Source organism: Comamonas sp. Tr-654, assembly GCF_011752915.1.
Classification (GTDB): domain Bacteria; phylum Pseudomonadota; class Gammaproteobacteria; order Burkholderiales; family Burkholderiaceae_C; genus Comamonas.
Genome location: NZ_VWWQ01000007.1, coordinates 13,236 through 38,599, shown reverse-complemented (window position 1 = coordinate 38,599; position 25,364 = coordinate 13,236). Strand labels below are relative to the sequence as shown.

General features: G+C 63.1%; 21 protein-coding genes. 12 read left to right on the top strand and 9 right to left on the bottom strand.

Annotation, left to right across the window (positions count from 1 at the left end; genetic code table 11):
• The first annotated feature begins 37 nt into the window (after nt 1-37).
• The 3 genes from F3J24_RS20040 (at nt 38) to F3J24_RS20030 (ending at nt 4,934) form a co-directional block, all read left to right on the top strand.
• On the top strand, nt 38-1,960 hold the full coding sequence (locus F3J24_RS20040) for a PrkA family serine protein kinase (RefSeq protein ID WP_167010036.1): 1,923 nt from the start codon (nt 38-40) through the stop codon (nt 1,958-1,960).
• Nucleotides 1,961-2,034: 74 nt separating this feature from the next.
• On the top strand, nt 2,035-3,303 hold the full coding sequence (locus tag F3J24_RS20035; RefSeq protein ID WP_167010034.1) for a YeaH/YhbH family protein: 1,269 nt from the start codon (nt 2,035-2,037) through the stop codon (nt 3,301-3,303).
• Nucleotides 3,300-4,934, top strand: a complete 1,635-nt coding sequence (locus tag F3J24_RS20030) for a SpoVR family protein (RefSeq protein WP_167010032.1) — start codon at nt 3,300-3,302, stop codon at nt 4,932-4,934. The genes F3J24_RS20035 and F3J24_RS20030 overlap by 4 nt, the downstream gene beginning before the upstream one ends.
• 200 nt (nt 4,935-5,134) lie before the next feature.
• On the opposite strand, the gene F3J24_RS20025 is transcribed toward F3J24_RS20030, so the two are convergent.
• Nucleotides 5,135-5,920, bottom strand: coding sequence for a MetQ/NlpA family ABC transporter substrate-binding protein (locus F3J24_RS20025; RefSeq protein WP_003055852.1), 786 nt, complete (start codon nt 5,918-5,920; stop codon nt 5,135-5,137).
• A gap of 157 nt (nt 5,921-6,077) precedes the next feature.
• Here F3J24_RS20025 and F3J24_RS20020 point away from each other — a divergent pair, with 157 nt between their 5' ends.
• A complete protein-coding gene (locus tag F3J24_RS20020) occupies nt 6,078-6,317 on the top strand; it encodes a DUF3820 family protein (RefSeq protein WP_167010030.1) in 240 nt (79 codons plus the stop codon).
• 79 nt (nt 6,318-6,396) lie between these two features.
• Here the strand turns inward: F3J24_RS20020 and F3J24_RS20015 are convergent, their stop codons facing one another.
• Nucleotides 6,397-8,226, bottom strand: coding sequence for a sensor domain-containing diguanylate cyclase (locus tag F3J24_RS20015; RefSeq protein ID WP_167010028.1), 1,830 nt, complete (start codon nt 8,224-8,226; stop codon nt 6,397-6,399).
• A 395-nt stretch (nt 8,227-8,621) separates the two neighbouring features.
• On the opposite strand from F3J24_RS20015, the gene F3J24_RS20010 reads away from it, so the two are divergent.
• From F3J24_RS20010 to F3J24_RS19985, 6 genes are all read left to right on the top strand, one after another.
• Nucleotides 8,622-9,128, top strand: coding sequence for a sigma-70 family RNA polymerase sigma factor (locus F3J24_RS20010; RefSeq protein WP_167010026.1), 507 nt, complete (start codon nt 8,622-8,624; stop codon nt 9,126-9,128).
• A gap of 6 nt (nt 9,129-9,134) precedes the next feature.
• Complete coding sequence (locus F3J24_RS20005; protein WP_167010024.1) at nt 9,135-10,088, top strand: FecR domain-containing protein; 954 nt, start codon at nt 9,135-9,137, stop codon at nt 10,086-10,088.
• A 110-nt stretch (nt 10,089-10,198) separates the two neighbouring features.
• Complete coding sequence (locus tag F3J24_RS20000) at nt 10,199-12,640, top strand: TonB-dependent siderophore receptor (RefSeq protein WP_167010021.1); 2,442 nt, start codon at nt 10,199-10,201, stop codon at nt 12,638-12,640.
• 285 nt (nt 12,641-12,925) lie between these two features.
• The gene (locus F3J24_RS19995; RefSeq protein ID WP_167010020.1) at nt 12,926-13,216 is read left to right on the top strand and encodes a DUF3649 domain-containing protein; all 291 of its coding nucleotides are present in this window, start codon (nt 12,926-12,928) and stop codon (nt 13,214-13,216) included.
• A gap of 2 nt (nt 13,217-13,218) precedes the next feature.
• Entirely contained in the window at nt 13,219-14,904 is a 1,686-nt protein-coding gene (locus F3J24_RS19990; RefSeq protein WP_167010018.1) for a PepSY domain-containing protein, read from the top strand.
• On the top strand, nt 14,901-15,251 hold the full coding sequence (locus F3J24_RS19985; RefSeq protein ID WP_167010016.1) for a DUF3325 domain-containing protein: 351 nt from the start codon (nt 14,901-14,903) through the stop codon (nt 15,249-15,251). Before F3J24_RS19990 ends, F3J24_RS19985 begins: the two co-directional genes overlap by 4 nt.
• A 195-nt stretch (nt 15,252-15,446) precedes the next feature.
• Here the strand turns inward: F3J24_RS19985 and F3J24_RS19980 are convergent, their stop codons facing one another.
• From F3J24_RS19980 to mfd, 6 genes are all read right to left on the bottom strand, one after another.
• On the bottom strand, nt 15,447-15,902 hold the full coding sequence (locus tag F3J24_RS19980) for an ABC transporter substrate-binding protein (protein WP_167010014.1): 456 nt from the start codon (nt 15,900-15,902) through the stop codon (nt 15,447-15,449).
• A 316-nt stretch (nt 15,903-16,218) separates the two neighbouring features.
• A complete protein-coding gene (locus F3J24_RS19975) occupies nt 16,219-16,776 on the bottom strand; it encodes an NADPH-dependent FMN reductase (protein ID WP_167010012.1) in 558 nt (185 codons plus the stop codon).
• A 141-nt stretch (nt 16,777-16,917) separates the two neighbouring features.
• The gene (gene serB / locus F3J24_RS19970) at nt 16,918-17,631 is read right to left on the bottom strand and encodes a phosphoserine phosphatase SerB (RefSeq protein ID WP_019044125.1); all 714 of its coding nucleotides are present in this window, start codon (nt 17,629-17,631) and stop codon (nt 16,918-16,920) included.
• A 159-nt stretch (nt 17,632-17,790) separates the two neighbouring features.
• The gene (locus F3J24_RS19965; RefSeq protein WP_167010010.1) at nt 17,791-18,813 is read right to left on the bottom strand and encodes a tripartite tricarboxylate transporter substrate binding protein; all 1,023 of its coding nucleotides are present in this window, start codon (nt 18,811-18,813) and stop codon (nt 17,791-17,793) included.
• A gap of 170 nt (nt 18,814-18,983) precedes the next feature.
• A complete protein-coding gene (locus F3J24_RS19960) occupies nt 18,984-19,655 on the bottom strand; it encodes a hypothetical protein (RefSeq protein ID WP_167010008.1) in 672 nt (223 codons plus the stop codon).
• A gap of 90 nt (nt 19,656-19,745) precedes the next feature.
• Nucleotides 19,746-23,237, bottom strand: a complete 3,492-nt coding sequence (gene mfd, locus F3J24_RS19955; protein ID WP_167010006.1) for a transcription-repair coupling factor — start codon at nt 23,235-23,237, stop codon at nt 19,746-19,748.
• A 277-nt stretch (nt 23,238-23,514) separates the two neighbouring features.
• On the opposite strand from mfd, the gene ispD reads away from it, so the two are divergent.
• Together ispD and ispF are read left to right on the top strand one after the other, a co-directional pair.
• A complete protein-coding gene (gene ispD / locus F3J24_RS19950; protein ID WP_167010465.1) occupies nt 23,515-24,282 on the top strand; it encodes a 2-C-methyl-D-erythritol 4-phosphate cytidylyltransferase in 768 nt (255 codons plus the stop codon).
• Between the two features lie 122 nt (nt 24,283-24,404).
• Complete coding sequence (ispF, locus tag F3J24_RS19945) at nt 24,405-24,887, top strand: 2-C-methyl-D-erythritol 2,4-cyclodiphosphate synthase (protein ID WP_167010004.1); 483 nt, start codon at nt 24,405-24,407, stop codon at nt 24,885-24,887.
• A gap of 34 nt (nt 24,888-24,921) precedes the next feature.
• Here ispF and F3J24_RS19940 read toward each other — a convergent pair whose 3' ends face one another.
• A complete protein-coding gene (locus tag F3J24_RS19940; protein ID WP_167010002.1) occupies nt 24,922-25,317 on the bottom strand; it encodes a GFA family protein in 396 nt (131 codons plus the stop codon).
• Nucleotides 25,318-25,364 lie beyond the last annotated feature (47 nt).

The following is a 25,364-nucleotide window of genomic DNA, read 5'->3' as shown; positions in this document are numbered from 1 at the left end:
CACTGATTCGAACCCTGGTGCCGCCACGGGAGGTCATATGGATGTCATCAGCAATTCCGCAGCACGCTATGTCCGCCTGCGTGAAGAAGAAATGTCGCTGGACGAGTACCTGAGCCTTTGCCTGCGTGACCCTATGGCCTACGCGGGTGCCGCACAGCGCATGTTGGCGGTCATCGGCGAACCCGAGATGGTGGATACCCGCAACGACCCCGTGCTGTCGCGCCTGTTCGCCAACAAGGTCATCCGCCGCTACCCCGCGTTCTCCGAGTTCTACGGCATGGAAGATGCCATCGAGCAGGTGGTGAGCTTCTTCCGCCATGCGGCCCAGGGACTGGAGGAGCGCAAGCAGATTCTCTATCTGCTGGGACCGGTGGGCGGCGGCAAAAGCTCGATCGCCGAGCGCCTCAAATACCTGATGCAGAAAGCCCCGTTCTATGCGCTCAAGGGATCGCCGGTGAACGAGTCGCCGCTGGGTCTGTTCGACCCCGTGGAAGACGGTCCGATCCTGGAAGAAGAGTTCGGCATTCCGCGCCGCAATCTGCAACATGTGCTCTCGCCCTGGGCCGTGAAGCGGCTGGAGGAGTTTGGCGGAGACATTCGCCAGTTCCGCGTGGTCAAGCGCTACCCCAGCATTCTCAAGCAGATCGGCATTGCCAAGACCGAGCCCGGCGACGAGAACAACCAGGATATCTCCAGCCTGGTGGGCAAGGTGGACATCCGCAAGCTGGAAAACTTCTCGCAGGATGACACCGACGCCTACAGCTACTCGGGCGGCCTGTGCCTGGCCAATCAGGGTCTGCTGGAATTCGTCGAAATGTTCAAGGCACCCATCAAGGTGCTGCACCCCTTGCTGACCGCCACCCAGGAAGGCAATTACAAGGGCACCGAGGGGTTTGGAGCCATTCCGTTTGACGGCGTGGTGCTGGCCCACAGCAATGAAAGCGAGTGGAAGGCCTTCCGAAACAACCGCAACAATGAGGCTTTCCTGGACCGTATCTACATCGTCAAGGTGCCTTACTGCCTGCGCGTGAGCGAGGAGGTTCGCATCTATGAAAAGCTGATCCGGGAGTCTTCGCTGGCCAACGCCATCTGCGCGCCCGGCACGCTCAAGATGATGGCGCAGTTCTCCGTGCTCACGCGGCTCAAGGAGCCGGAGAACTCCAGCATCTTCAGCAAGATGCAGGTCTATGACGGTGAAAGCCTCAAGGACACGGACCCCCGTGCCAAGAGCTACCAGGAATACCGCGACTATGCGGGCGTGGATGAGGGCATGGAGGGCATCTCCACCCGCTTTGCCTTCAAGATCCTGGCCAAGGTCTTCAACTACGACAGCACCGAAGTGGCGGCCAACCCCGTGCACCTGATGTATGTGCTGGAGCGGCAGATCGAGCGGGAGCAGTTCCCCGCCGAGCTGGAGACCAAGTACATAGGCTTCATCAAGGAATATCTGTCGCAGCGCTATGCCGAATTCATCGGCAAGGAAATCCAGACCGCCTATCTGGAGAGCTACAGCGAGTACGGCCAGAACATCTTTGACCGCTACGTCACCTACGCCGACTACTGGATTCAGGACAGCGAGTACCGCGACACCGATACCGGCGAGGTGTTTGATCGCAATGCGCTCAATGCCGAACTGGAGAAGGTGGAAAAGCCTGCTGGAATAGCCAATCCCAAGGATTTCCGCAACGAGATCGTCAACTTTGTGCTGCGGGCCAGGGCCAACAACCAGGGCAAGAACCCGAGCTGGACCAGCTACGAGAAGCTGCGCGTGGTGATCGAGAAGAAGATGTTCTCCAACACCGAGGAGCTGCTGCCCGTCATCAGCTTCAACGCCAAGGCCAGCGCCGAGGACGCGCGCAAGCACGAGGACTTTGTCACCCGCATGGAGGCCAAGGGCTATACGCCCAAGCAGGTGCGCCTGCTCTGCGAGTGGTATCTGCGCGTGCGCAAGAGCAGCTGACCGAGGGACCGGTGGTCGTCCTGGGCGGCCACCGGCGCGATGATTGAGAACGGTCCCTGGAGATGGGAGCACAGATGGCACTGCATATCATCGACCGCAGGCTTGCAGGCAAGAACAAATCGGTGGGCAACCGCGAGCGGTTTGTGCGGCGTTTCAAGGAACAGATCGCGGAAGCGGTACGCAAGGCCGTGTCTGCGCGCGACATCCGCCATATCGACCAGGCGGAAACCGTCACCATCCCGAAAAAGGACATTCAGGAGCCGGTCTTCAGGCATGGGCAGGGCGGTATCCGCGATGTAGTCCTGCCCGGCAACCAGGAACATGTGCGCGGCGATCGCATTGCGCGTCCGCCCAGCGGGGGCGGCGGCTCGGGATCGCAGGCCAGCGACAGCGGCGAGGGGCAGGACGACTTCACCTTCACGCTGACCAAGGAAGAGTTCATGGATCTCTTCTTTGAAGACCTGGCCCTGCCGCGCCTGCTGCGCAACCATATCGGCAATACGCTGCAATACAAGACCAGGCGCGCGGGCTACAGCCATGACGGCACGCCCAGCAATCTGGCATTGGTGCGAACCATGCGCGGTGCCTTGGGGCGACGCATTGCACTGACCAAGGCCACGCATCGCGAGCTCAAGGAGCTGGAAGAGCAGCTCGAAGCCCTGCTGGCACAGGATGACGGCACCAGCGAGGCGGTAGCCGAGTTGCAGCGTCAGATCGACGCCCTGCGCGAGCGCATAGGCGGGGTGCCATTTCTCGAACAGCTGGATCTGCGGTTTCGCAACCGCAGCAAGGTGCCCGTGCCCAGCAGCCAGGCCGTGATGTTCTGCGTGATGGACGTGTCAGGCTCCATGGATCAGGAGCGCAAGGAGCTGGCCAAGCGCTTCTTCATTCTGCTGTACCTGTTTCTCACCAGGCATTACGACAAGATCGAGATCGTCTTCATTCGCCATCACACCCAGGCGGCGGAGGTCAGTGAAGACGAGTTCTTCCACTCCACCGAGAGCGGCGGAACGGTGGTCAGCAGCGCGCTGGTCCTGCTCGAGCAGATCATCAGGGCCCGCTACCCGGTCAATGACTGGAATATCTATGTGGCCCAGGCCAGCGACGGCGACAACTTCAGCGACGACGGAGGCAAATGCCACAGCATCCTCGCCGAAAGAATATTGCCGCTGGTGCGCTACTATGCTTATCTGCAGGTAGTGCTCGAGGAGCAGAGCCTTTGGGATGAGTACAACCGTCTGCTGCCGTTGTTTCCCCATTTCGCCATGCGCAAGGTATCGGCCGCCAACGAGATCTATCCGGTGTTCCGTGATCTCTTCAAAAAGGATGGGGTATCGATATGAACCTCAATCTTTATCCCGTGCTGGATCTCAGGGCCAGCAAAAGAGCCGGCAATTCGCACGCGCAAGGGGAGTCGCGTTACCGCGATGTGCCGCAGGCGCCGCTGGTGGCGTCTCAGCGGCCGTCGTCTCCGCTGCCCGATCCCAGCGACTGGACCTTCGAGCTCATCGAGCAGTATCACGCGGCGATTGCTGCCACGGCCGAGCGCTATGGCCTGGACACCTATCCGAACCAGCTGGAGATCATTACGGCCGAGCAGATGATGGATGCCTATTCCAGCGTCGGCATGCCCGTGAACTATAGGCACTGGAGCTATGGCAAGGAGTTTCTGGCCACGGAGCGCCGCTACCGGCGTGGCCATATGGGGCTGGCCTACGAGATCGTCATCAACGCCAACCCCTGCATCAGCTATCTGATGGAGGAAAACAGCACGGCCATGCAGGCCCTGGTGATTGCGCATGCGGCCTATGGGCACAACAGCTTCTTCAAGAACAACTATCTGTTTCGCATGTGGTCCGATGCCGGCAGCATCATCGACTATCTCGTCTACGCGCGCGACTATGTGGCGCAATGCGAGGAGCGCTACGGCCTCGACAGCGTGGAGCAGCTGCTGGACTCCTGCCATGCGCTTTCGAACTTCGGCGTGGATCGCTATTGCCGGCCCTCGCACAAAAGCCTGTCACGCGAGCGCGCCGAACGCGAGGAGCGCGAGGCCTATGTGCAGCAGCAGGTCAACGTGCTATGGCGCACCCTGCCTGCCCGAAGGGACAAAGACAAGGACAGCACGGTCCCGGGCAGCGAACGCTTTCCCCGAGAGCCCGAAGAGAACATCCTGTATTTCATCGAGAAAAACGCTCCCTTGCTCGAGCCCTGGCAGCGTGAGATCGTGCGGATCGTGCGCAAGATCGCCCAGTATTTCTACCCGCAGCGTCAGACCCAGGTGATGAACGAAGGCTGGGCTACGTTCTGGCATTACACCTTGCTCAATACCTTGTACGACGAAGGCTGGCTGACCGATGGCGTGATGCTGGAGTGGCTGTCATCGCACACCAATGTGATCTACCAGCCGCCCGCAGGCCACAGGGCCTTCAGCGGCATCAACCCCTATGCGCTGGGCTTTGCCATGTACCGCGATATACGGCGCATCTGCGAAAAGCCGACCGAGGAGGACCGCCGCTGGTTCCCGGACATTGCCGGCACGCCCTGGTTGCCGGTGCTGCACCATGCCATGCGCAACTACAAGGACGAGAGCTTTGTCGGCCAGTTCCTGAGCCCGCAACTGATGCGTGACATGCGCTTGTTCTCCCTGCATGACGACCCCGAAGAGCGTGATGTCCTGGTCAGCGCCATCCACGACGAAGACGGCTATCGCACGCTGCGCCAACTGCTGTCGCAGCAATACGACCTGGGAGCGCGTGAGCCCAATATTCAGGCCTGGAGCGTGAATCTGCGTGGCGACCGCAGTCTGACGCTGCGGCATACCCAGTACCAGGGCAGGCCGCTGGCCGAGGATGCGCAGGAAGTGCTCAAGCATGTCGCCAGGCTATGGGGATTTGGCGTGCACCTGGAAAGCGTCAACGGCGACGGCGAGACACCGGTGCTGCTGCATTCGGTGCCAGCTCCCTCGCATTGAGATAGTGCAAGTGAAAATGGCTTAAAACGCTTTTCTGTAAAGCGCTATGAGCTATCAAAATGAAAGCAAAAGGCGCTGCCGTAGCAGCGCCTTATTTTGGCTCAGGCCGCCAAGTGCAGTCGGCGGCCGGGTGTGTCCGGCCTCGGAGCTGCGCAGCGCGGTCGCAACACCCTGTCGAGTAGAGGCGCAGCCTTTGCGTATCAGAACGCAGGAACCACGGCGCCCTTGTACTTTTCCTGGATGAACTTCTTGGTGTCCGCCGAGTGCAGAGCACTCATCAGCTTGGCAATGTCGGCGCCATTGGCGCGGTCCTTGCGGGCCACCACGATATTGGTGTAGGGCGAGTCGGCACCTTCGATGAACAGAGCATCCTTGGTGGGGTTGAGCTTGGCTTCGATGGCGTAGTTGGTGTTGATCAGAGCCAGGTCGACATCAGCCAGTGCGCGGGGCAGCAAGGGCGCTTCCAGTTCCTTGAACTTCAGCTTCTTGGGGTTCTTGACGACGTCCAGAGCCGTGGGGGTCAGGCTCTTGGGGTCCTTGAGCTCGATCAGGCCATGCTTGGCCAGCAGAATCAGCGCGCGGCCACCGTTGGAGGGGTCGTTGGGAATGGCCACGGTAGCGCCATTCTTCAGATCCTTGATGTTCTTGATCTTGCTGGAATAGGCGCCGAAGGGCTCCACATGCACCTTGCCGTTGGGCACGGCCACCAGCGAGGTCTTGCGGTCCTTGTTGTAGCTGTCCAGATAGGGCTGATGCTGGAAGAAGTTGGCATCCAGTTGCTTGTCTTCCACTGCGGCATTGGGCTGGACGTAGTCGCTGAACTCCTTGATTTCCAGATCGATGCCCTGAGCCTTCAGTGCGGGCTTGATGTGGTTGAGGATTTCGGCGTGAGGCACGGCCGTGGCGCCCACCTTGAGCACGTCAGCGGCCTGGGCCGACAGCGCCAGAGTGGCAATAGCGATAGCAGAAAGAGCTTTCTTCAACATTGGTTCTGACTTTCTTCAGCAAGTTGCAATAAATTCCGGGCCCTGTCTGGGCCGCAGTGAACTAAGGTGCATAGTCTAGTGCCCTGTACCAAGGCCTGCAGGACATTTTTCTTATTTGGTTATAAGAGCGTCGTTTTTTATACAAAATTTCCCTGTCATGAATCCCGAAATGCTGGAGCGCCTGGTGCGCGTGTCTATGCCCTATGGCAAGTACAAGGGGCGCCTGATTGCCGATCTGCCCGGCAACTACCTCAACTGGTTTGCCCGCGAGGGCTTTCCCAAGGGGGAGATCGGCCAGTTGCTGGCCTTGATGCAGGAGCTTGACCACAACGGACTCAGTGCCTTGCTGGAGCCGATTCGCAGGGCCCAAGGCCTGCCGCCCAGGGCACAGGAATAGGGGTTCTCGGCCAGGCAAGGGCTGCACAGACCAGGAGGCGAAATCGGTGGGCCGGGCTGCGGACGGGCGGCGCGAGGCTTCAGCTCCCAGGGCCTTGTGCCAGATCCGCATGCTGGACAATGCGCCCCTTGCCCGCATGCTTGGCTGCATACATGGCTTCGTCCGCAGTCTGCAGCAGGTTTGCTGTGGAGCTGCCTGCCACGCTGATGGAGATGCCGATGCTGCTGCCGACCTGAACCATCACGCCGTCATGCAGCACAATGGGTTGGCGCACGGCCTCCATGCAGCGCTTCATGACAGGCAGGGCCTCTTCGGTAGTGCGCAGGCCGGACAGCAGCACCACGAATTCATCGCCGCCCAGGCGGGCAACGCAGTCGCCGGTGCGGGCCTGGGCCATCAGTCTGGCGGCAACCACACGCAAAACCTCGTCGCCGGCATCATGGCCCTGGGTATCGTTGACCTGCTTGAAGCCATCCAGGTCCATGAAGCACACGGCAACCATATGACCGTCGGCCAGTTCCTGGTTCAAGGTTTCCTCGAGCGCCCGGCGATTGGCCAGGCCCGTCAGCGCGTCGTGGTTGGCCAGGTGATTGGCGGCTTGTTCGCCGCGCTTGAGGGCATCGATGTCCACCAGGATCCAGAGCGACTCCTCGGCGTTGAGCAATGTGCCCGATGCATCGACCCACAAAAGCTTGCCTTCGGCATTGCGCATCTGGAACTGCGCGTGAAACTTGCCCCGGGCCAGCAAGGAGGCATAGGCTTTTTCGCCGACGCGCTGGTAGGACGCCTCGTCGGGGTAAAGCGTTCGCGTGGATGCCCCCTGCAGCCCTGCGGTCGACTGCTTGAGCAGCCGGCGCATGGCTGGGTTGGTCCACACGATCTTGCGCTCTCGCAGGCGGGCCATGCCGATCAGGTCATTGTCGATGACCAGCTCCTGCTCTTTGCGGATGCGGTGTTCACGTTGCTGCAGGCGGTACAGTGCGACCGAGCCCAGGGCGATGAGGACAATGCACAGGCCGGCGAGACCCCATGCCCGCCAGGCGGAGGCGCGCCACATGGCCATATAGGTTTCCGTGCCCAGGCCGGTGAAGACCGTCAGCGGATATCCGGGCAGCCGATGGTAGGCCGTGATGCGCTCCACGCCATCGCTCAGGGTCGGTGTGATGTACCAGCCTTCCTCGCGGCTGCGGCTGATGGCCCCGTGGTATTCGGGCGAGACGGTGGCCTGGCCTATGCCCGCTTCCGCATCCTGGCTTGCCGCAGGATAGCGCGCAACCAGCAGAGCCCGATCGGTGCGCAGCGCCATGGCGCTGTCCGTGCCGAACGACTGGCGCTGGAACAGCTGGTGAAAATGCTCTGCCGCGACGATGGCATAGACAATGCCCTGGAACTGATGGTCCTCGGACTGCAGACGCCGCGCCAGCACGATGGACCATTTTCCGAAGGAGTGACTGATCAGGGGCTCGGACACCACCATCCGGTCTGTTTCGCGAGCCTGGGCGAAATAGTCGCGGTCCGCCACCGAAAACGGCACATCGGTTTCGCTGGGGGTGATGAGCACCTGGCCTGCGCTGTCCGTGGTGCGCAGTGCTGTGACAAAGGGAATCAGGGCACGTTGCTCGTGCAGCATTTCATACAAGGCGGAGTTGGCTGCAGGCAGACCGTCGGAACTGCGTGAACGATAACGGCTGGCAATGGATGACAGCGCGTTCTCGACCAGGCGCACCTCGGCAGCCAGCTCCAGGCTCAGGCTGCGTGCCTGGTGTCTGGTGACGGCGACTCCCAGGTCCATGTCCGCACGGTAATTGGCATGCACGCCCAGCCAGGCCGCAAAGCACAGCAGTGCCGCCACCAGCAGGTTGCCGAGCACGATGCGATGCAAAAGCTTGTGAGGGTGAAAGCTTGTCATCTTGATTCTTGAGTTTCCTGATTGGCAGCCCGGGCCGCAAGCGACGCGGTCACCGGCCCAGTAAAACATCGCCGATCTCGGCAGTGCAATAGCCATCGGAAAGTCTATCGGAGGCTGCGGCTCGCAACCGTGGGCCGCCGCCGCGCCCGATCATTGTTTGCCTTTTGCCACACCATCCGGTTGCCGCGATCTATGGGCAGGCTCGGTAGAGGGCAGGGCTTGCGCACAGATCTCTGCGCGGCACTTGCGATCCTTATGCTTCCAGCCGTCCGGTCTCAGCGCGCCGGGCAGGATGACAGAGCCCGACCCCTTTGAAAATAGTGACGCCTTTGCTTACATTGAAAATGAGAATTGATATCATTTGAGTTTTGCCAGAGCTTTATCTCCATCGCATCATGTCCGCCGCCGAATCCGTCATCCACCGCGAAGTCACCGCGCTTTACATCGACCATCACGGCTGGTTGCAAGGCTGGTTGCGTAAAAAGGTCGGCAATGCCTTCGATGCGGCCGATCTGGCGCAGGATACTTTCGTGCGCATACTCGGTGTGCGCGAGCCGCAGCAGATAGAGTCGCCGCGTGCCTATCTGACCACGGTGGCCAAGGGCGTGCTGGTCAACTGGTGCCGGCGCCAGGCGCTGGAGCGCGCCTATCTGGATGCACTTGCTCTGTTGCCCGAGCCCGAAGCGCCGTCGCCCGAGCACCGGGCCCTGGTGCTGGAGGCCTTGCACGAGATAGATGCCATGCTCGATGCCTTGCCGCCTCTGGTGCGGCGCACCTTTCTGCTGTCGCAACTGGAAGACATGAAGTACGACGCCATCGCGCTGCAACTGGGCGTGTCGTTGAGCAGCGTCAAGCGATACATGGCTCAGGCCTTCAGGCAATGTCTGGCGCTGATGGATTGAAGCGCCATGGATGCACGCCTGCTTGACGAAGCTGCGGACTGGCTGGTCCGCCTCAATGACGAAGGCCTGACCGCGGCCGAGCATGCCGCCTTCGAGCGCTGGCGCCATACCAGCGCCGACCATGAAGGCGCATGGATGCGGGCCGAGTTGTTGATGGGCAAGCTCGGTGGCCTGCCGACGGCGCTGGCTATGCCTTCGCTGGACCGATCGCAGCGCCGCAGCCGAAGAGCCGCCGTGGCCAGGCTGGCGGTGCTGCTGGCCGCCGTGCCTGGTGGCTGGATGAGCTGGCGCATGGTGCAGCAGCAGGGCTGGACGGCTGATCTGCGCACTGCTACGGGAGAGCAGCGCAGCGTGACGCTGGCCGATGGCAGCCGTTTGCTGCTGGATACGGCAAGCGCCGTGGATATCCGCTTCGATGCTCACCAGCGCCTGATTCATCTGCGTCGAGGCTCCATCCTGCTGGAAACTGCCGCCGATCCCAGCGGCGTGGACCGGCCCTTGCTGGTGGCGACGGCCGTGGGGCGTCTGCGGGCACTGGGTACACGCTTTTCGGTGCAGCAGGACAGCGAGAACCGGTTCGTGGACCTGGCCGTGACGCAAGGTGCGGTCGAAGTCACGCTGCACGGGGCCTCCCGGCCTTCGCTGGTGGTGCCTGCTGGTAGCTGGGTGCGTTTGACTGAGCGGGGTGCCGGAGCGCTGGAGACGGCGAGTGCGCAGCAACTGGCCTGGGCGCAGGGCATGCTGGTTGCGGATGCCATGCCTATGGCCGAAGTCTGCGCACGGTTGGCACGCTACCGCTCGGGTCTGCTGCATTGCTCCCCCGAGGTGATGGCCATCAAGGTCTCGGGAGCCTATCCCCTGGCCGATACCGACCGGGCATTGGTCATGCTGGCCGAGACCTATGCCGTGAGCGTGCACCAGCGCTGGCGCGGCTATTGGGTAACGGTGGCGGCGCGCTGAGTCCGCTGGCCCGGCCGCAAAAAAAAGATGCGGGCAGCTGAGACTTTTTCGCAAGTTGTTTGGCAAGCAAGGTGAACCACTCATTTTTTGCTTCCAAAGGACTGCTTTTCATGCCTGCTTCCATGGCTTCCCGTTCCCTGCCGAATCCTGTATTTAGACCTGTTGCGCGCGCCGCCCAACTTGCCCTGCTGGGCTGGGCGCTGGCGGCAAGTGCCGTACAGGCTGCCGAGCCGCCGGTCGCCGGCCAGGCCCAGCCCTACCGGATAGAGGCAGGCCCGCTGGGCCGGGTGCTGTCCGAGGTGGCGGCCACGGCCGGCATGGCGCTGTCCTTCGACCCTGCGCTCACACAAGGTCGGCAAAGCCCGGTTCTGGCCGGCAGCTACACACCGCGCGAGGCATTGCAGCGTCTGCTGGCCGGCAGCGGTCTGGAGCTGGTCTCGCGTCCCGGCGGCAGCTACACCCTGCAAAGGCAGGCCGTGGCTCCCGTCTCGGGTGAGGAGGGCAGCACGCTGTCCGAGGTGCGCGTGACGGCCCAGGCCGAGCGCAGTGGCACCACGGAAGGCACGGGAAGCTACACCCAGACGGGGCCAAGCCGTACGGCCACGGGCCTGAGCCTGACGCTACGCGAGACGCCGCAGTCGGTCAGCGTGATGACGCGCCAGCGCATGGATGACTTCAAGCTGGAGACGCTGGCCGATGTGCTGGAGCAGACGCCGGGCATTGGCGTCTACCGCCAGAATAACGCGACGGACTTCCAGGCCCGCGGCTCGGAAGTGAATCTGCAGGTCGACGGCATGTCCCAGCTCAGCAACGGCTGGTACTTCGTCACCAGCACCATGTATGCGCTGGACGATATGGCCGAGATGGACCGTGTCGAAGTGCTCAAGGGCTCGTCGGGACTGGTTGTTGGCAAGGGCGGCTATGGCGCCACCGTCAACCTGATCCGCAAGCGTCCCACGCGCGAGTTCCAGGCCAGCGTGCGCGCCAATGCCGGCAGCTGGGATACCTACCGTGCGCAGGCCGATATTGGCGGCTCGCTCAACGAGGCCGGGACGCTGCGTGGTCGCGTCGTGGCCTCCATGACGGATGCGGGCAGCTTCCGCGACAACGAAAAGAGCAACAGCAAGATGCTGTTCGGTACGCTGGAGGCCGATCTCACGCCCGATACCCTGCTGAATCTGGGCATCACGTTGCGTCAGCGCGAGGCTCGCGGCTTCGGCACCACCCGGCCCATACAGCGATACACCGCGGCAGGAGCCGAAGTGGGGCTGATGCCACGCTCCTTCAACAACGGTGCGCCCTGGTCGGGCTATGAACAGGAAAGCACCGAGCTGTTCGGCAGCGTGGAGCAGCGTCTGGCCCATGACTGGACGGCAACCCTGAAGTTCTTCCATCAGAGCGTGAAGATGGACGACATGACGCTGGGCTACCTCTGGAACAGCACAACCGCTGCCTATCTGCCCTGGAAGGATGTGGAAAACCGCAACTGGTCGGTCAATCTCGATGTCAAAGGCCCTTTCACCCTGCTGGGCCGCACGCACGAGCTGCTGGCCGGCGTGGGTGTGTCGCGCTACCACAGCGGCTTGCTCTACGGCAGCTCCAAGAACGTACCTCTGGCCAACCTGGGCCTGAGCTATGCCGAGGGCGGTGGAGCGCTGGCGCAGCCTGATTTACGCAACTGGAACTATGACCGCCATGTCTTCAACCAGCGTCAGCAGTATGCCTATACGGCAGGGCGCTTCCGCCTGGCAGATCCGCTGCAGCTGATTGCGGGCATGCGAGTGACGCAGTACCGCCAGCATGACGTGACGCCCTCCTGGTGGAACTACGATATGCGCGAGACCGTCACCACGCCTTATGCCGGCCTGGTCTACGAAGTGCATCCCCAGGTCTCGCTGTACGGTAGCTACGCCACCATCTTCAAGCCGCAAAGCGCCCAGGATGAGCAGGGACGTACCCTGGATCCCGAGCAAGGCAAGACCTTTGAAGTCGGAGCCAAGGGCGAATTCCTGGACAAGCGACTCAACGCCAGCATCGCTCACTTCTGGATGAAGACCGACAACTCGGCCCAGGAATCCGGTGGTTTCACCCCCGGCGGCGATATGGCCTACCGTGCCGTCAACGGCGCCACGCGCCGCGGCTGGGAGCTGGAACTGTCGGGCGAGCTGGCGCGTGGCTGGCAGGTCCAGGGTAGCCTGGTGCAGCAAAACAGCTCGCTGACCAGCTCCAGCCAGTATCCCAAGTACCAGCTCAAGCTCGGCAGCACCTACCGTTTCGAAGGCGGCGCGCTGCGCGGCCTGACGCTGGGGGCGGCCACTCGCTGGCAAAGCAAGACCTCGACCAGCGACAGCCACAACACTCTGGCACAGCAGTCCTATGCCGTGCTGGATCTGATGGCCCGCTACCAGGTCGACAAGCATCTGTCGCTGAGCCTGAACGTGAACAATCTGCTGGACAAGAAATACTTTGCCGGCGTCAGCAGTCTGGGCGGCCTGTACTACACCTGGGGTGCGCCGCGCAGCGTGAACGTGGGCATGCGCTACGACTTCTGAGGGCTGGCAGCACTCGGGTCCTCGAGTCCGCAGGCCACTTCTGCCTGAGTGCGGCGGCGCGCCAGGCGGGCTATTGCTGGCCCGCCCTGCAATGGTTCAGCCAAAGCCCGGTGCGGGCTGGCGGCGGCAAGCACGCGTCGCTGCGGCACTGCTGCTCGGGCCGGCCTGTGCCAGGGCGCGGCGCGGATGACCCTTTTTGGGTTTTCGTTTGTCATACATAGAGAAAGGGCCTTGCGGCCTGCTTCGCCCCGGGCTGTCCGGGGCCTCCATCTCTTTCCTTATGTCATGACTCCATTCTTTCTACGCTTTGTGGGCAGCAGCGTCCTGTCCCGGCTGCTGGCCGCCGTCCTGGGCGGTTATCTGCTGGCCAGCGCCCTGGCCGTATTCCTGGCGACGGTCCTCTCCGAGCCGCGTGCCGAGTCGGTGCTGGCTGGTATGTTGTGGAGTTTTCCCGTGTATCTGCTGGCCGTGATCTGGGCCTTCTCGCCGGTGTCGCCGGGCCGCGTCTGGCTGGGTCTGCTGCTGCCCACCTTCGTGTTGGCGGGCGCCTCGGCCTGGCTGGCTGGAGGAGCTTGAGCATGGCCGAGCGTAAAAATGCGGGCGGAGCAGGCCAGGGCGGTTTTCGCCAGGCCCAGGCCTGGCTGCACACCTGGTGCGGCCTGTGGTTTTCCTGGTTGCTGTTCGCGGTCTTTTTCACGGGGACGCTGGCGGTCTTCGAGGAGCCCATCTCCCACTGGATGACACCCGAGCATCACGCCCAGGAGCAGGCGCAGGCGGCCGCCCGTGCTTCCGGCCAGCGTGGGGGTGATCTGGGTCAACGCCTGGCCTGGGGCCTGGCCTATATGGAAAAACACCATCCGGGGGCCGAGATGTGGGAGCTGTGGCCTTCGGATGCCGAGGGCGCTGGCGACCTGCGTGTCTACTGGTTCGATGAAAAGCGCCAGTACGCTGCGGCTGAACTGGATTCCGCCACCGGGCAGCCGCTGGGCAAGGATCAGACTCATGGCGCCGTGCGCGCCACCAAGGGTGGCCACCATTTCGTGGACTTCCACTATCGGCTGCATGCAGGGCAGGCAGGACTCTGGGTGGTCGGCATTGCGGGCATGGCCATGCTGGTGGCGCTGCTCAGCGGGGTCATCACGCACAGGCGCATCTTCAAGGACTTCTTCACCTTTCGTGCTCGCAAGGGGCAGCGCAGTTGGCTGGATGCCCACAATGCGGTGGCGGTGCTGACGCTGCCGTTTCAGATCATGATCGCCTATACGGGGATTGCCATCTCCGCCTCGACCTTGATGCCGGCCGGCATTGCGGCCTATTTCGGCACGGGCAGCCAGGGACTGCGCGACTATGTGGTGGCGCTCAACGAGTCGGACAGACCGGCGCCTTTGAGCCGGTCCATGGCGGTTCCGCAGCTGGAGCCGTTTGTGCAACGCGCCCAGGCACTAATGGGCCAGCCAGTGCGGGCGGTGGTCGTGGACAACCCCGGCGATGCGGCGGCACGCATCGGCGTCTACGGCTGGAACAGCGAAGAGGAAATGCAGCAGCGCCTGAACCCGACGACCGGCATGGTGATGTTTTCGGCGGCGACAGCCGAGGTGCTGAGGCTGCGCCAGCCTGGTGAGGTGGACGGTGGTGACGCCTCCATGGCCAAGTCGGTGATAGGCAGTCTGCACCAGGTGGAGTTCGGCGGTCAGGCGCTCAAGTGGCTGTATTTCCTCTGCGGGCTGGCGGGCAGCGCCATGATGGCCAGCGGCGCCATCCTGTTCATGGTCAAGCGCCGCGGCAAGCACCTGGGCCGGCAGGCCGGCGAGTTCGGCAGCGCCACGGCGCGCGTGTACCGGCTCGTCGAAGGACTCAATGTTGCGGCCATCGCCGGTCTGGGCCTGGGTTGCATTGGCTATCTGTGGGCCAACCGCCTGGTTCCTGTCGGGCTGTCCCATAGAGCGAGTTGGGAGCTGGCGGTGTTTTTCGGGCTCTGGAGTCTGGCGCTGCTGCATGCTCTGGTGCGTGCGCCCGCAGCGGCATGGCGGGAGCAACTGGGCCTGCTGGCCGCTTTGTGCCTGCTGCTGCCGCTACTGAACTGGATCACGGTCGGTGACAGTCTGCCTGCGCAGATCGCTCGCGGCGATTGGGAGAGCGCAGGGGTGGAGCTGAGCGCCATGGCTATGGGATTGCTTGCAGCCTGGGCCTGGCGCTATCTGCGGCGCCGCAGCGCCCGTTCGGAAAGCCCGGTTTCAGCGGGCAAGATAGAGGTGGGAGCATGAATGTCTTGCAAGCATCGTGGCTGGCGTTTGCACTGAGCTTTGCGGGCATGGCGGCGCTGGCGTTTGCCATGGAACGCCACCACGAGCAGCTCACGGCTGCCATGGAGATCTCTGCGGCGCGAGCAGGTCTGCTGCGCGCAGTGGGAGCGGGGCTGCTGGCTGCGGCGGTCATGCCCTGCGTACAGGCCTGGGGCTGGTCCGTAGGCGTCGTGGCCTGGCTGGGCTGGCTATCGGCGGGCGCATTGCTCGTCGTTGCCCTGATCAGCATCGCTGCCCGCGGGGCGGCTGTGGCTGCCTGCATTCTGGCTGCGGCTGCAGCGATCATGGCCGTTGTCTGGAGCGCCTGAGATCGCGGTGGAGGCCGGCATCGGCGGCCACGGCCAGCTCATGGTGCATGGCTGTGGCCCTGCATCTTGCGTGTGCCGGGTGGCACAAAATCATGCAGAGCGTGACGAAAAGGATGCAAAAAAGGGATGCAGGTGCATCCCTTTTTTGACAGTGGCCGCAGGCCCGGTGTGCCGGGCGCCAACAAGGCCTGTTGATTACTTGACAGCTGCGCGAGCGGCTTCTGCCTTGGCCTTGGCCTCGTCCAGCTGCTTTTGCAGGGCTGCGGCCTCGGCTTCGGCCTTCTTGGCCTCTTCTTCCTTGGCCTTCTTGGCTTCGGCTTCCTTGTCGCCACCGCCCATGGCGCCGGCAATGGCGTTGCCGGCCATGGTGCCGGCAACGGCACCGACGGCAGCGCCGGCCATGGTGCCCATCATGCCGGAGCCACGAGCGGCAGGTGCCGCTGCAGCTGCGGGTGCGGCGGCAGGAGCCACGGGTGCGGGCTGAGCCGGCGCCTTGTTGCCGATGCTGGCAGGGCGCACGGACTTGCTGCTGCCCATGCGCTTGGCCTGTGCCAGCGAAGGCACGGTCAGGGAGGCGATGGCGATGGCAATCACGGATGCGGCAGCACGGTACGAAGTCTTCACGAAATGGTTTCCAGTCATGGTTGTCATAGACGGCCGCCTGCACTCTGACGAGCGAAGACAACCAGCATGCCTTGCAACGGTTGTTGCAAAAGGCTTGCTTGCTATGGTATTTAAAGTCGAGAGGTGGATTTTCAAGGTGCCGAGCTGAAACTGTCCGTAAAAGGACAGGGCTCGAATCCTGGCGGCCGGATGTTGTGTGATGTATGAGGCAGCACGCTATTGTAGGAACAGTCTGCGTGCGCAAAAGTTCCAGCAGTCTTCAATGCAGGGAAATAGTCATGAAAAAGCCCCACAGCGCTTGATGCGTAAGCGGGGCATGCTATCGAATCAGAGGAAGATTGCTTTAGCGCTTCTGGTGCAACTGCACCCAGTCCAGAAAGCGTGTCATGTACTTGACGAGGAAGTCATGGCTGCTCTGGCCGATCTTGCCGTCGGCGTCGAGCAGCGTGTCGGACCAGCGCACAAAGCCTTCGGGCTGGGGCAGGGTGGGCATGTCCAGCGACACCAGTACATTGCGCAGGTGCTGCTGGGCCATGGCCGTGGCGGCCGCGCCGGGCGAGCTGCCGATCACGGCGGCCGGCAGTCCTGCCCAGACGGATTGGCCATAGGGACGGCTCAGGCCGTCGAGCACGTTCTTGAGCGATGCGGGGATGGAGCGGTTGTATTCGGGCGTCACAAACAGAACGCCGTGACAGCCGCGAATCTGGGGCTTGAGGTCGTCGAAGGGCTTGAAATCGGGGGTGTTGTCGAAGTCGCGGTTGTAGACCGGCAGGCGGTTGATATCGATGAATTCGAAATCGGCCTTGTCCTGCATGAGTGCGGCCAGGCCCTGGGCGAGCTGGCGGTTGATGGACTGCTTGCTGAGGCTGCCCACGATGACGGCGATTCTGAGTTGGCTCATGCTCTGACCTTTCGACTGGGTTGAGGGAGATGCATGGCACTGTAGCAAAGCTGTCGGGGATGGCTGTGCCGCAGCGGGCGCAAAAAAGCCGCTGACCCTGGACGACAGGGCCGCGGCTGATGGGCGGGTACTTGTGCCAGCCTATCGGAGCACTTCCAGCAGGCGATCCAGGCCGCCCTCGTTGATGGCGACCTTGGCCTCGTTGCGCACGCGTGGCTTGGCATGGTAGGCCACGGACAGGCCGGCTGCTTGCATCATGGGAATGTCGTTGCTGCCGTCGCCCACGGCAATGCACTGGCTGGCATCGATGCCGATCAGCGAGGCCACTTCCAGCAGGGTACGGCGCTTTTCTGCACCGTCGCAGATGTCGCCCCAGGCCTGCTCGACCAGACCGCCGGTCAGTGCTCCGCCCTTGATCTCCAGCACATTGGCGCGCACAAAGTCGATATCCAGCAGGCCGCGCACATGCTCGGCAAAGTAGGTGAAACCGCCCGAAACCAGCAGCACCTTCAGGCCCGCGGCCTTGGCGGCCTTGACCAGGGTTTCGGCACCCGGCGAGAGTTTCAGGCGTTCGGCCAGAACGCGGGCCATGTCGGCCTCGGTCACTCCGACCAGCTTGCCTACGCGCTGGCGCAGGCTGTCCTTGAAGTCGGTGATTTCGCCGCGCATGGTGGCTTCGGTAATCGCCGCCACTTCGGCCTTCTTGCCCGTGGCGTCGGCAATCTCGTCGATGCACTCGATGGTGATCAGCGTCGAGTCCATATCAAAGGCGATGAGCTTGTAGTCCGCCAGCTTCTGGGGAGCGGTAAAGCCGCGGATCATCAGGCCGGGAGCGAATTCGGTGGCGTCGGTCATTGCGAATCGTGCGAATGAGGGGGTAGCAGAAAGGGGAATGGCGGAGATCGGGTCTGCGCCATTCCTCAAGATGGCCGCCATTATCCGCTGTTGTGGCGGGCTTCGGCTTGCCATTCACCCCTGAGTCTGCCCCCTGGTGCTGTTCGAGGCGGTGCCTGCTTACTGCGGTTGAATGCCTGCAGCCTTGACCAGCTCGGCATGCAGCTTGATGTCCTGGGCCACGGTCTGCCTGAGCTGCTCGGGAGTCGATGGCGCGACCTCCATGCCGTTTTCACCCAGTTTGGTCTTGATCTCGCTGTCCAGTGCAACGCGCACGGCGCGGTTGAGCTTGTCGATCACGGGCTGCGGCGTCTTGGCCGGTGCGAACAGGCCGACCCAGGCCGAGAGGTTGAGGTCGGCAAAACCGCCTTCCGCCATGGTGGGGGTGTTGGGCAGCATGGCCGCGCGCCTAGGCGCCATCAGCGCAAGAGCATGCAGCTTGCCGGCCTGGATATGGGGCAGGGCTTCGGGCAGCACGGCAAACAGCATGTCCACATTGCCCGCCAGCGTATCGTTGACGGCTGGTGCGCCGCCCTTGTAGGGCACGTGCAGCATCTTGGCCTGGGTACGCGTCTCGAACATCAGCGCGGCCAGGTGCTGGGGGCTGCCGTCGCCGGATGAGGCAAAGGTCAGCTTGCCCGGGGCGGCCTTGGCGGCAGCCACCACGGCAGCCACATTGGGGAATTTCTGTCTGTCCTTGACCACCAGCACCATGGGCTGATTCACAAGCTTGCTGATGGGCGCGAAGTCGGCCTCGGGGTCATAGGGCAGGGATTTGAAGATGCTCTTGTTGGTGGTCAGGAATGAGGCAGGCGAGACCATCAGCGTATAGCCGTCTGGGGCGGAACGTGCCACGGCCGGCGTGCCGATCTGGCCCGAGGCACCGGCGCGGTTGTCCACGACAAAAGGCTGCTTGAGTTCGCTGGCCAGCTTTTGCCCCACGACTCGGGCAATCATGTCGGCGCTGCCTCCTGCGGGCAGCGCGACTATGACCTTGACTGCGCGCTCGGGATAGGCGTCCTGTGCCTGGGCCGTGGCTGCAAAGCCTGTCACCAGCGCGCAGGCCAGTGCGGGGCGGGTCATGGCGTGAGCGGCATGGCGAATTTTGCAGTGAGCAATATTGCGGACGGGTTGGAGCAGCATGCGATCCCTCTCTCTCTCTCAAGATATGCACCAGCTTGGTGATTGCCGCGGTGCGATAGCCCGATGATGAGCAAACCCTGTGCCAAATGCCTTGGCGTTTTGCCGGATGGGAAAGATGCGGTTTGCGCAGTGGCCGGGAAAGTGGCAGAGCTCAAGGCGCTTCGACGGCCTCAGCTTTCAGGATTGCCAGGCGGCTGCAGATACAGGGCATCGGACCAGGTGGCCACCCAGTGCGGGCGAAACACCACGAATACCGCTGTCAGCATACCGGTGGTCACGCCGTCGCTCCAGGCCATGAGCCAGCGTGCCATGTGCGAGAGCTCGTCGTTGACATTGGGCAGCACATGCCCGGCCCATTGGCCGAGCAAGGACGCAATGAACACGCACACAACCGTGCCCAGGAAGCCGCGCAAGAAAATAAAGACAAAGATGTTGTGCCAGCACCAGCGGCGCACTGCTGCCCCCCAGAGCATGGCCAGCGTGGCCGGCACCAGCCCCTGCCAGACCGCCAGGCCCAGAGCGTCCTGCAGTCCGAGTGCGGGAGCCAGCGCAAAGGCAACGGCGCTTGTCGCAATCAGTACCGGCACCGCAAGCGGCCAGCCGATCAGAAGCAGCACCAGCGGTGCACCAGACCAGTGCAGTTGCAAAGGCATTTTGTGCAGCTCTGGCAGCGCCCAGACCCAGGGTAGCAGCACCAGAATGGCCAGCAGCGGTGTGATCAGCGGCGACAGCACCGGGTCATGCATGCCGCCGGGGCCGGTCCGGCTGCCCAGCATGCGCCAGGGGCGGCAGAGCAGGGCCAGAAACAAGGCCAGCAGGGCAATGGCGGCTTCAAGAAACATGGCGGCTCGGAAAGTCAGGTTCCGTCGCCATCTTGCGCCGTCTGCATTGGACTGGGCTCAATAGCCCTGCTGGCTTTGTCAGCAGCCTTGTCAGGCATGAACAGCTGTTTCGCTCTTGAGCGGCTGACCCAGGCTGCGCAGCACATCGCGCACCATCTGGGCACGATCCTTGGGGTTCTCCAGCTCTTTTTCGATGCGCAGCTTCTCGTTGCCCGCCAGCTTGATGTGCTTGTTCTTCTGGATCAGGTGAATAATGTTCATGGGATCGATCGGCGGCTGGGGCTTGAAGCTGATGTTGATCACGCCGGGGGCAGCATCGACCTTGACCACGCCATAGGGCTGGCTCAGCACGCGCAGGCGGTGCACGTCGATCAGGGTCTGCGCCTGGGGCGGCAGCTTGCCGAAACGGTCCACGATTTCCTCGAGCAGGGTATCGATCTGATCGGCCGTCTTGGCCGTGGCCAGCTTCTTGTAGAAGGACAGGCGCAGATGCACGTCGCCGCAGTAGTCGTTGGGCAACAGGGCCGGGGCGTGCAGATTGATATCGGTGGAGGCCGACAGCGGAGAGAGCAGATCGGGTTCCTTGCCGGCCTTGAGGCTGCGCACGGCCTCGGACAGCATCTCGTTATAGAGCTGAAAGCCCACTTCCATCATGTTGCCGCTCTGGTTTTCGCCCAGCACCTCGCCGGCGCCACGGATTTCCAGGTCGTGCATGGCCAGATAGAAGCCCGAGCCCAGCTCCTCCATCTGCTGGATGGCCTCCAGCCGTTGCTGGGCCTGCTTGGTCAGGCCGTCCAGATCCGGCACCATCAGATAAGCATAGGCCTGATGGTGGCTGCGTCCCACGCGCCCGCGCAGCTGATGCAGCTGGGCCAGACCGAACTTGTCGGCGCGGCTGATGAGAATGGTGTTGGCCGATGGCACGTCGATGCCGGTCTCGATGATGGTCGAGCACAGCAATATGTTGTAGCGCTGGGCCACGAAATCGCGCATCACGCGCTCCAGTTCGCGCTCGGGCATCTGGCCGTGGGCCACGGCGATGCGTGCCTCGGGCAGGATTTCCTCCAGCTTCTGCTTGCGGTTCTCTATGGTCTCGACCTCGTTGTGCAGGAAGTAGATCTGACCGCCGCGCTTGAGCTCGCGCAGCACGGCTTCGCGAATCACGCCCGTGCCCTCGTTGCGCACAAAGGTCTTGATGGCCAGGCGCCGCTGCGGCGCCGTGGCGATCACCGACAGATCGCGCAGCCCCTCCAGCGCCATGCCCATGGTGCGCGGAATCGGGGTGGCCGTCAGCGTCAGCACATCGACCTCGGCACGCATGGCCTTCATGGCCTCCTTGTGGCGCACGCCAAAGCGGTGTTCCTCGTCGATGATGAGCAGGCCCAGGTTCTTGAACTGCGTGGACTCGGACAGCAGCTTGTGCGTGCCGACCACGATATCCACCGTGCCGTCCGAGATGCCCTTGATGGCAGCAGTGATCTCCTTGCCCGAGCGAAAGCGCGACACTTCGGCCACCTTGATCGGCCATTTGGAGAAGCGGTCCACCAGGGTCTGGTAATGCTGCTCGGCCAGCAGCGTGGTGGGGGCCAGGAAGGCGACCTGCTTGCCGCCCATGGCCGCCACAAACGCCGCGCGCAGTGCGACCTCGGTCTTGCCGAAGCCCACATCGCCACAGACCAGGCGGTCCATGGGCTGGGGGCTGATCATGTCCTGCACCACGGCATGGATGGCGGCGCGCTGGTCGGCTGTTTCCTCGAAGCCGAAGTCGGCCACAAACTGCTCGTAGTCGGCCGTGGGGAAGCGGAAGGCATGGCCCTGGCGCGCGGCGCGGCGGGCGTAGATATTGAGCAGTTCGGCGGCCGAGTCGCGCACCTGTTCGGCTGCCTTGCGTTTGGCTTTTTCCCATTGTGTGCCGCCCAGCTTGTGCAGCGGCGCATCGTCGGGCGAGACGCCGGTGTAGCGGCTGATCAGGTGCAACTGGCTGACAGGCACATAAAGCACGGCATCGGCCGCATATTCCAGGTGCAGAAATTCCTGCAGCGCGGGCGTGCCGTCCGGGTTCTTCTGGCCCATGTCCATGTTGATCAGCCCGCGATAGCGGCCGATACCGTGGTCGGAATGGACGATGGGGTCTCCTACCTTGAGCTCGGACAGGTCCTTGATCAGGGCCTCCACATCGCTGACCTGCTCCTGGCGGCGGCGACGGCGCCCCGTGGGGCTGCTGGCAAACAGCTCGGTTTCGGTGACGAAGTCCAGGCCTTCTTCGATCCAGGCAAAGCCCGTCATCAGGCTGGAGGTGGCGATGCCGACCTTTTCGGTGGCATCGGCCTGGAACTCGGCCAGAGAATCGAACACGGGCGGGTTGACGCCCGAGGCGCGGAAAAAGTCGAGCAGACTCTCGCGCCTGCCATCGGATTCGGCCAGAAGCAAGACCCGGCTTGCGCTGGTTGCTATATGTTTTTGCAGCTTGGCCAGCGGGTCATCGGCTCCGCGCAGCACGGAAAGGTCTTCGAGCTTCTGGAAGATGGCACTGTCGGCCACATCTTCGGTGCCCGGGCGCAAGGCCAGCTGGGCATGCTCCTTACTGCGGGTATAGAACTGGTCGGCACTAAGAAACAGGGTCTCGGGCGGTAGCGCAGGGTGGTCGGGGTCGCCTTGCACCAGGCGGTAGCGGTCCTTGGTGTCCTGCCAGAAGCGCTGGAAGGCAGGCTCCAGATCGCCGTGCAGCACCACGGTGGCCTCGTCACCCAGATAGTCAAAGACGGTGGCCGTCTCGTCAAAGAACAGCGGCAGGTAGTACTCGATGCCGGCCGTGGCAATGCCCACACCCATATCCTTGTAGATGCGGCTGCGCGTGGGGTCGCCCTCGAGCAGCTCGCGCCAGCGGCTGCGGAACTTGGCGCGTGCCTCCTCGTCCATCGGGAATTCGCGGCCGGGCAGCAGGCGCACCTCGGGCACGGGGTAGAGGCTGCGCTGCGTGTCGGGGTCGAAGGTACGGATGGAGTCGATCTCGTCGTCGAACAGGTCCACGCGGTAGGGCTGGAGCGAGCCCATGGGGAACAGATCGATCAGGCCGCCGCGCACCGCGTATTCGCCATGGCTGACCACCTGGGACACATGCTGGTAGCCCGCCAGCGTGAGCTGGGCCTTGAGCTTTGCCTCATCCAGTTTCTGTCCCTGCTTGAATTCAAAGGTGTAGCCGGCCAGAAACGAGGGCGGGGCCAGGCGATAGAGAGCCGTGGTGGCGGGCACGATGACCACATCGGCGCCATGCTGCTTGTCGCGCTGGTTGATGCGCCACAGCGTGGCCAGGCGCTCACTGATCAGATCCTGATGTGGCGAGAAGCTGTCGTAGGGCAGGGTTTCCCAGTCGGGAAACAATGCGCAGCGCAGCTCGGGGGCGAAGAAGGCCATCTCCTCCATGAGGCGATGGGCATCGGCGGCATCGGCCGTGACGATGGCGGTGACCCGGCCGTCTTGCTTTTCACGCTCGCCCAGCCTGGCCAGCAGCAGCGCGTCGGCGCTGCCGACAGGGCGGGGCAGGTGAAAGCGTTTACCGGGGGTGAGCTTGGGCAGTTGCATGGTTTTTCACAGACGAGCGCAGGCAGCGGCACACAGGTGCGGGCTGGATGCGAAAAAACGGGGGACAGATTGAATGCGGGCGAGCCCGGCCATCAAAGGCAGGGCTCACAGCCCAATCAGCGCGGAGCTGATGGTTGGCGGCGCATTCACTCAAAATGGGGACACCTCAAGGCGATGCAAGTCGAAAGCAGGTCTTCGATGGATCTCAGGGGCTTTCGGACGAAATGCTGATTTTAAAATACTGTGCATGACAGATCGGTTTTTCTCGCCTGAGTCCATGACGGACGATAAGGCAAACGCTGCAGCGGCGTCGTCGCCGGCATCTGCGCCCCGCTGCTGGGGGCTGATTCCCTGCGCGGGCGTCGGTCTGCGCGCCATTGCCGCTGATTCCCCGGCCCCCGAGCTGCCCAAGCAATACCAGAGTGTTGCGGGCCAGCCCATGGTCATGCACACGCTGGCCGCCATGTTGGCGGTGGAGCGCATGCACAAGGTGCTGCTGGTGGTCTCTGCTGCCGATGGTTTCTGGCAGGGGCGCGCCACGGACGATCGGCTCGGCATCGCTGCCTGTGGCGGAGCCACCCGTGCAGAGACCGTGAGCAACGGCCTGCAGGAGTTGCTGCGCATGGGGGCCAGCGGCGAGGACTGGGTGCTGGTGCATGACGCGGCGCGCTGCCTGGTCGCATCGGCGCAGGTCAATGCCTTGATCGATGCCTGCCTGCCGGATGCGGTGGGCGGGTTGCTGGCGCTGAAGCTGCCCGACACGCTCAAGCAGCAGGCCGCCGGCGCGGGCCCGGCGCGTGTGGCGCAGACGGTGGAGCGCAGCGACAAATGGCTGGCTCAGACGCCGCAGATGTTCCGTATCGCAGCCTTGCGGGCTGCGCTGCAGGCGGCGGGCGCTGCCGTGACCGACGAAGCCAGCGCCATGGAGCTGGCCGGTCACTCACCCAGGTTGGTGCCGGGTGGTGCGCAGAATTTTAAGGTGACCTATCCCGACGACTTCGCGCTGGCCGAGGCTGTGCTGCTGCAGCGCAAGGCGCGTGGCTAGACGGATTCGCCATCGACTGAGTTTGGCGACGGGCAAGGCCATGTCCGAGCCGGATTGGCACAGATAGTATTTAATTTGATAGCTGCTTGCGCTTTCTGAGCAAGGGTTTGACAAGGATTTTTATGAATTTTCGTATTGGTGAAGGCTGGGATGTCCATGCCCTGGTTCCTGGGCGCAAGCTGATTCTGGGCGGTGTCGAAGTACCTCATACGCTGGGGCTGCTCGGCCATTCTGATGCCGACGTGCTGCTGCACGCGATCACCGATGCGCTGTTCGGCGCTGCGGCGCTGGGCGATATCGGCCGCCATTTCTCGGATACCGACGCGCAGTTCAAGGGGGCTGACTCCGCTGTGCTGCTGGCCGAAGCTGCCAGGCGCGTGCGCGCCAAGGGCTTCGAGATCGGCAATATCGACAGCACCATCGTGGCCCAGGCGCCCAAGCTGGCACCCCATATCGAGAAGATGCGCGAGCGTATTGCCCAGGTGCTGGAGCTGGATATTGAGCAGGTCAACGTCAAGGCCAAGACGGCCGAGAAGCTCGGGCCTGTGGGTCAGCAGCAGGCCATGGAAGCTCGTGCAGTGGCCTTGCTGGTGTGGGCTGCCTGACCCTGTTTCACGCAATGCTCGCGGTGAAAGCTGCTCACGAATCGCCGTAGAGGGCTTGCACTTCGGCCCCGGTCAGGGTCGGGGTGTCATTGGCCAGCGCGTAATAGTCGGGCTTCTCGTCGATATAGATCTGCTGTGCCAGTGTCAGCCCCTGTGCATCCTGGAACAGCCCGGCAGACAGAAAATGCTCGTTGCTTGCCAGCAGGCGATAGAAGAGGTGGGTGCCGCAGCTGCTGCAGAAGACACGCTCGGCCCAGGGCGAGGATGCATAGCGCGTGATCGGGCCGCTGGTCTGCACCGCCGTGCCGCCATGCAGGGTGAAGGCGGGGCCTTCTCCCCAGCGCCGGCACATGCTGCAGTGGCAGACATGAACTTCGTGGGTGTCGGGTGCGGTGACGAGAACGGCTTGGCACAGGCATCGGGCTTGCATCGGGACTCTCCGGCAGATGGTTGAAAGACCCTGCCGATTGTGCCCCC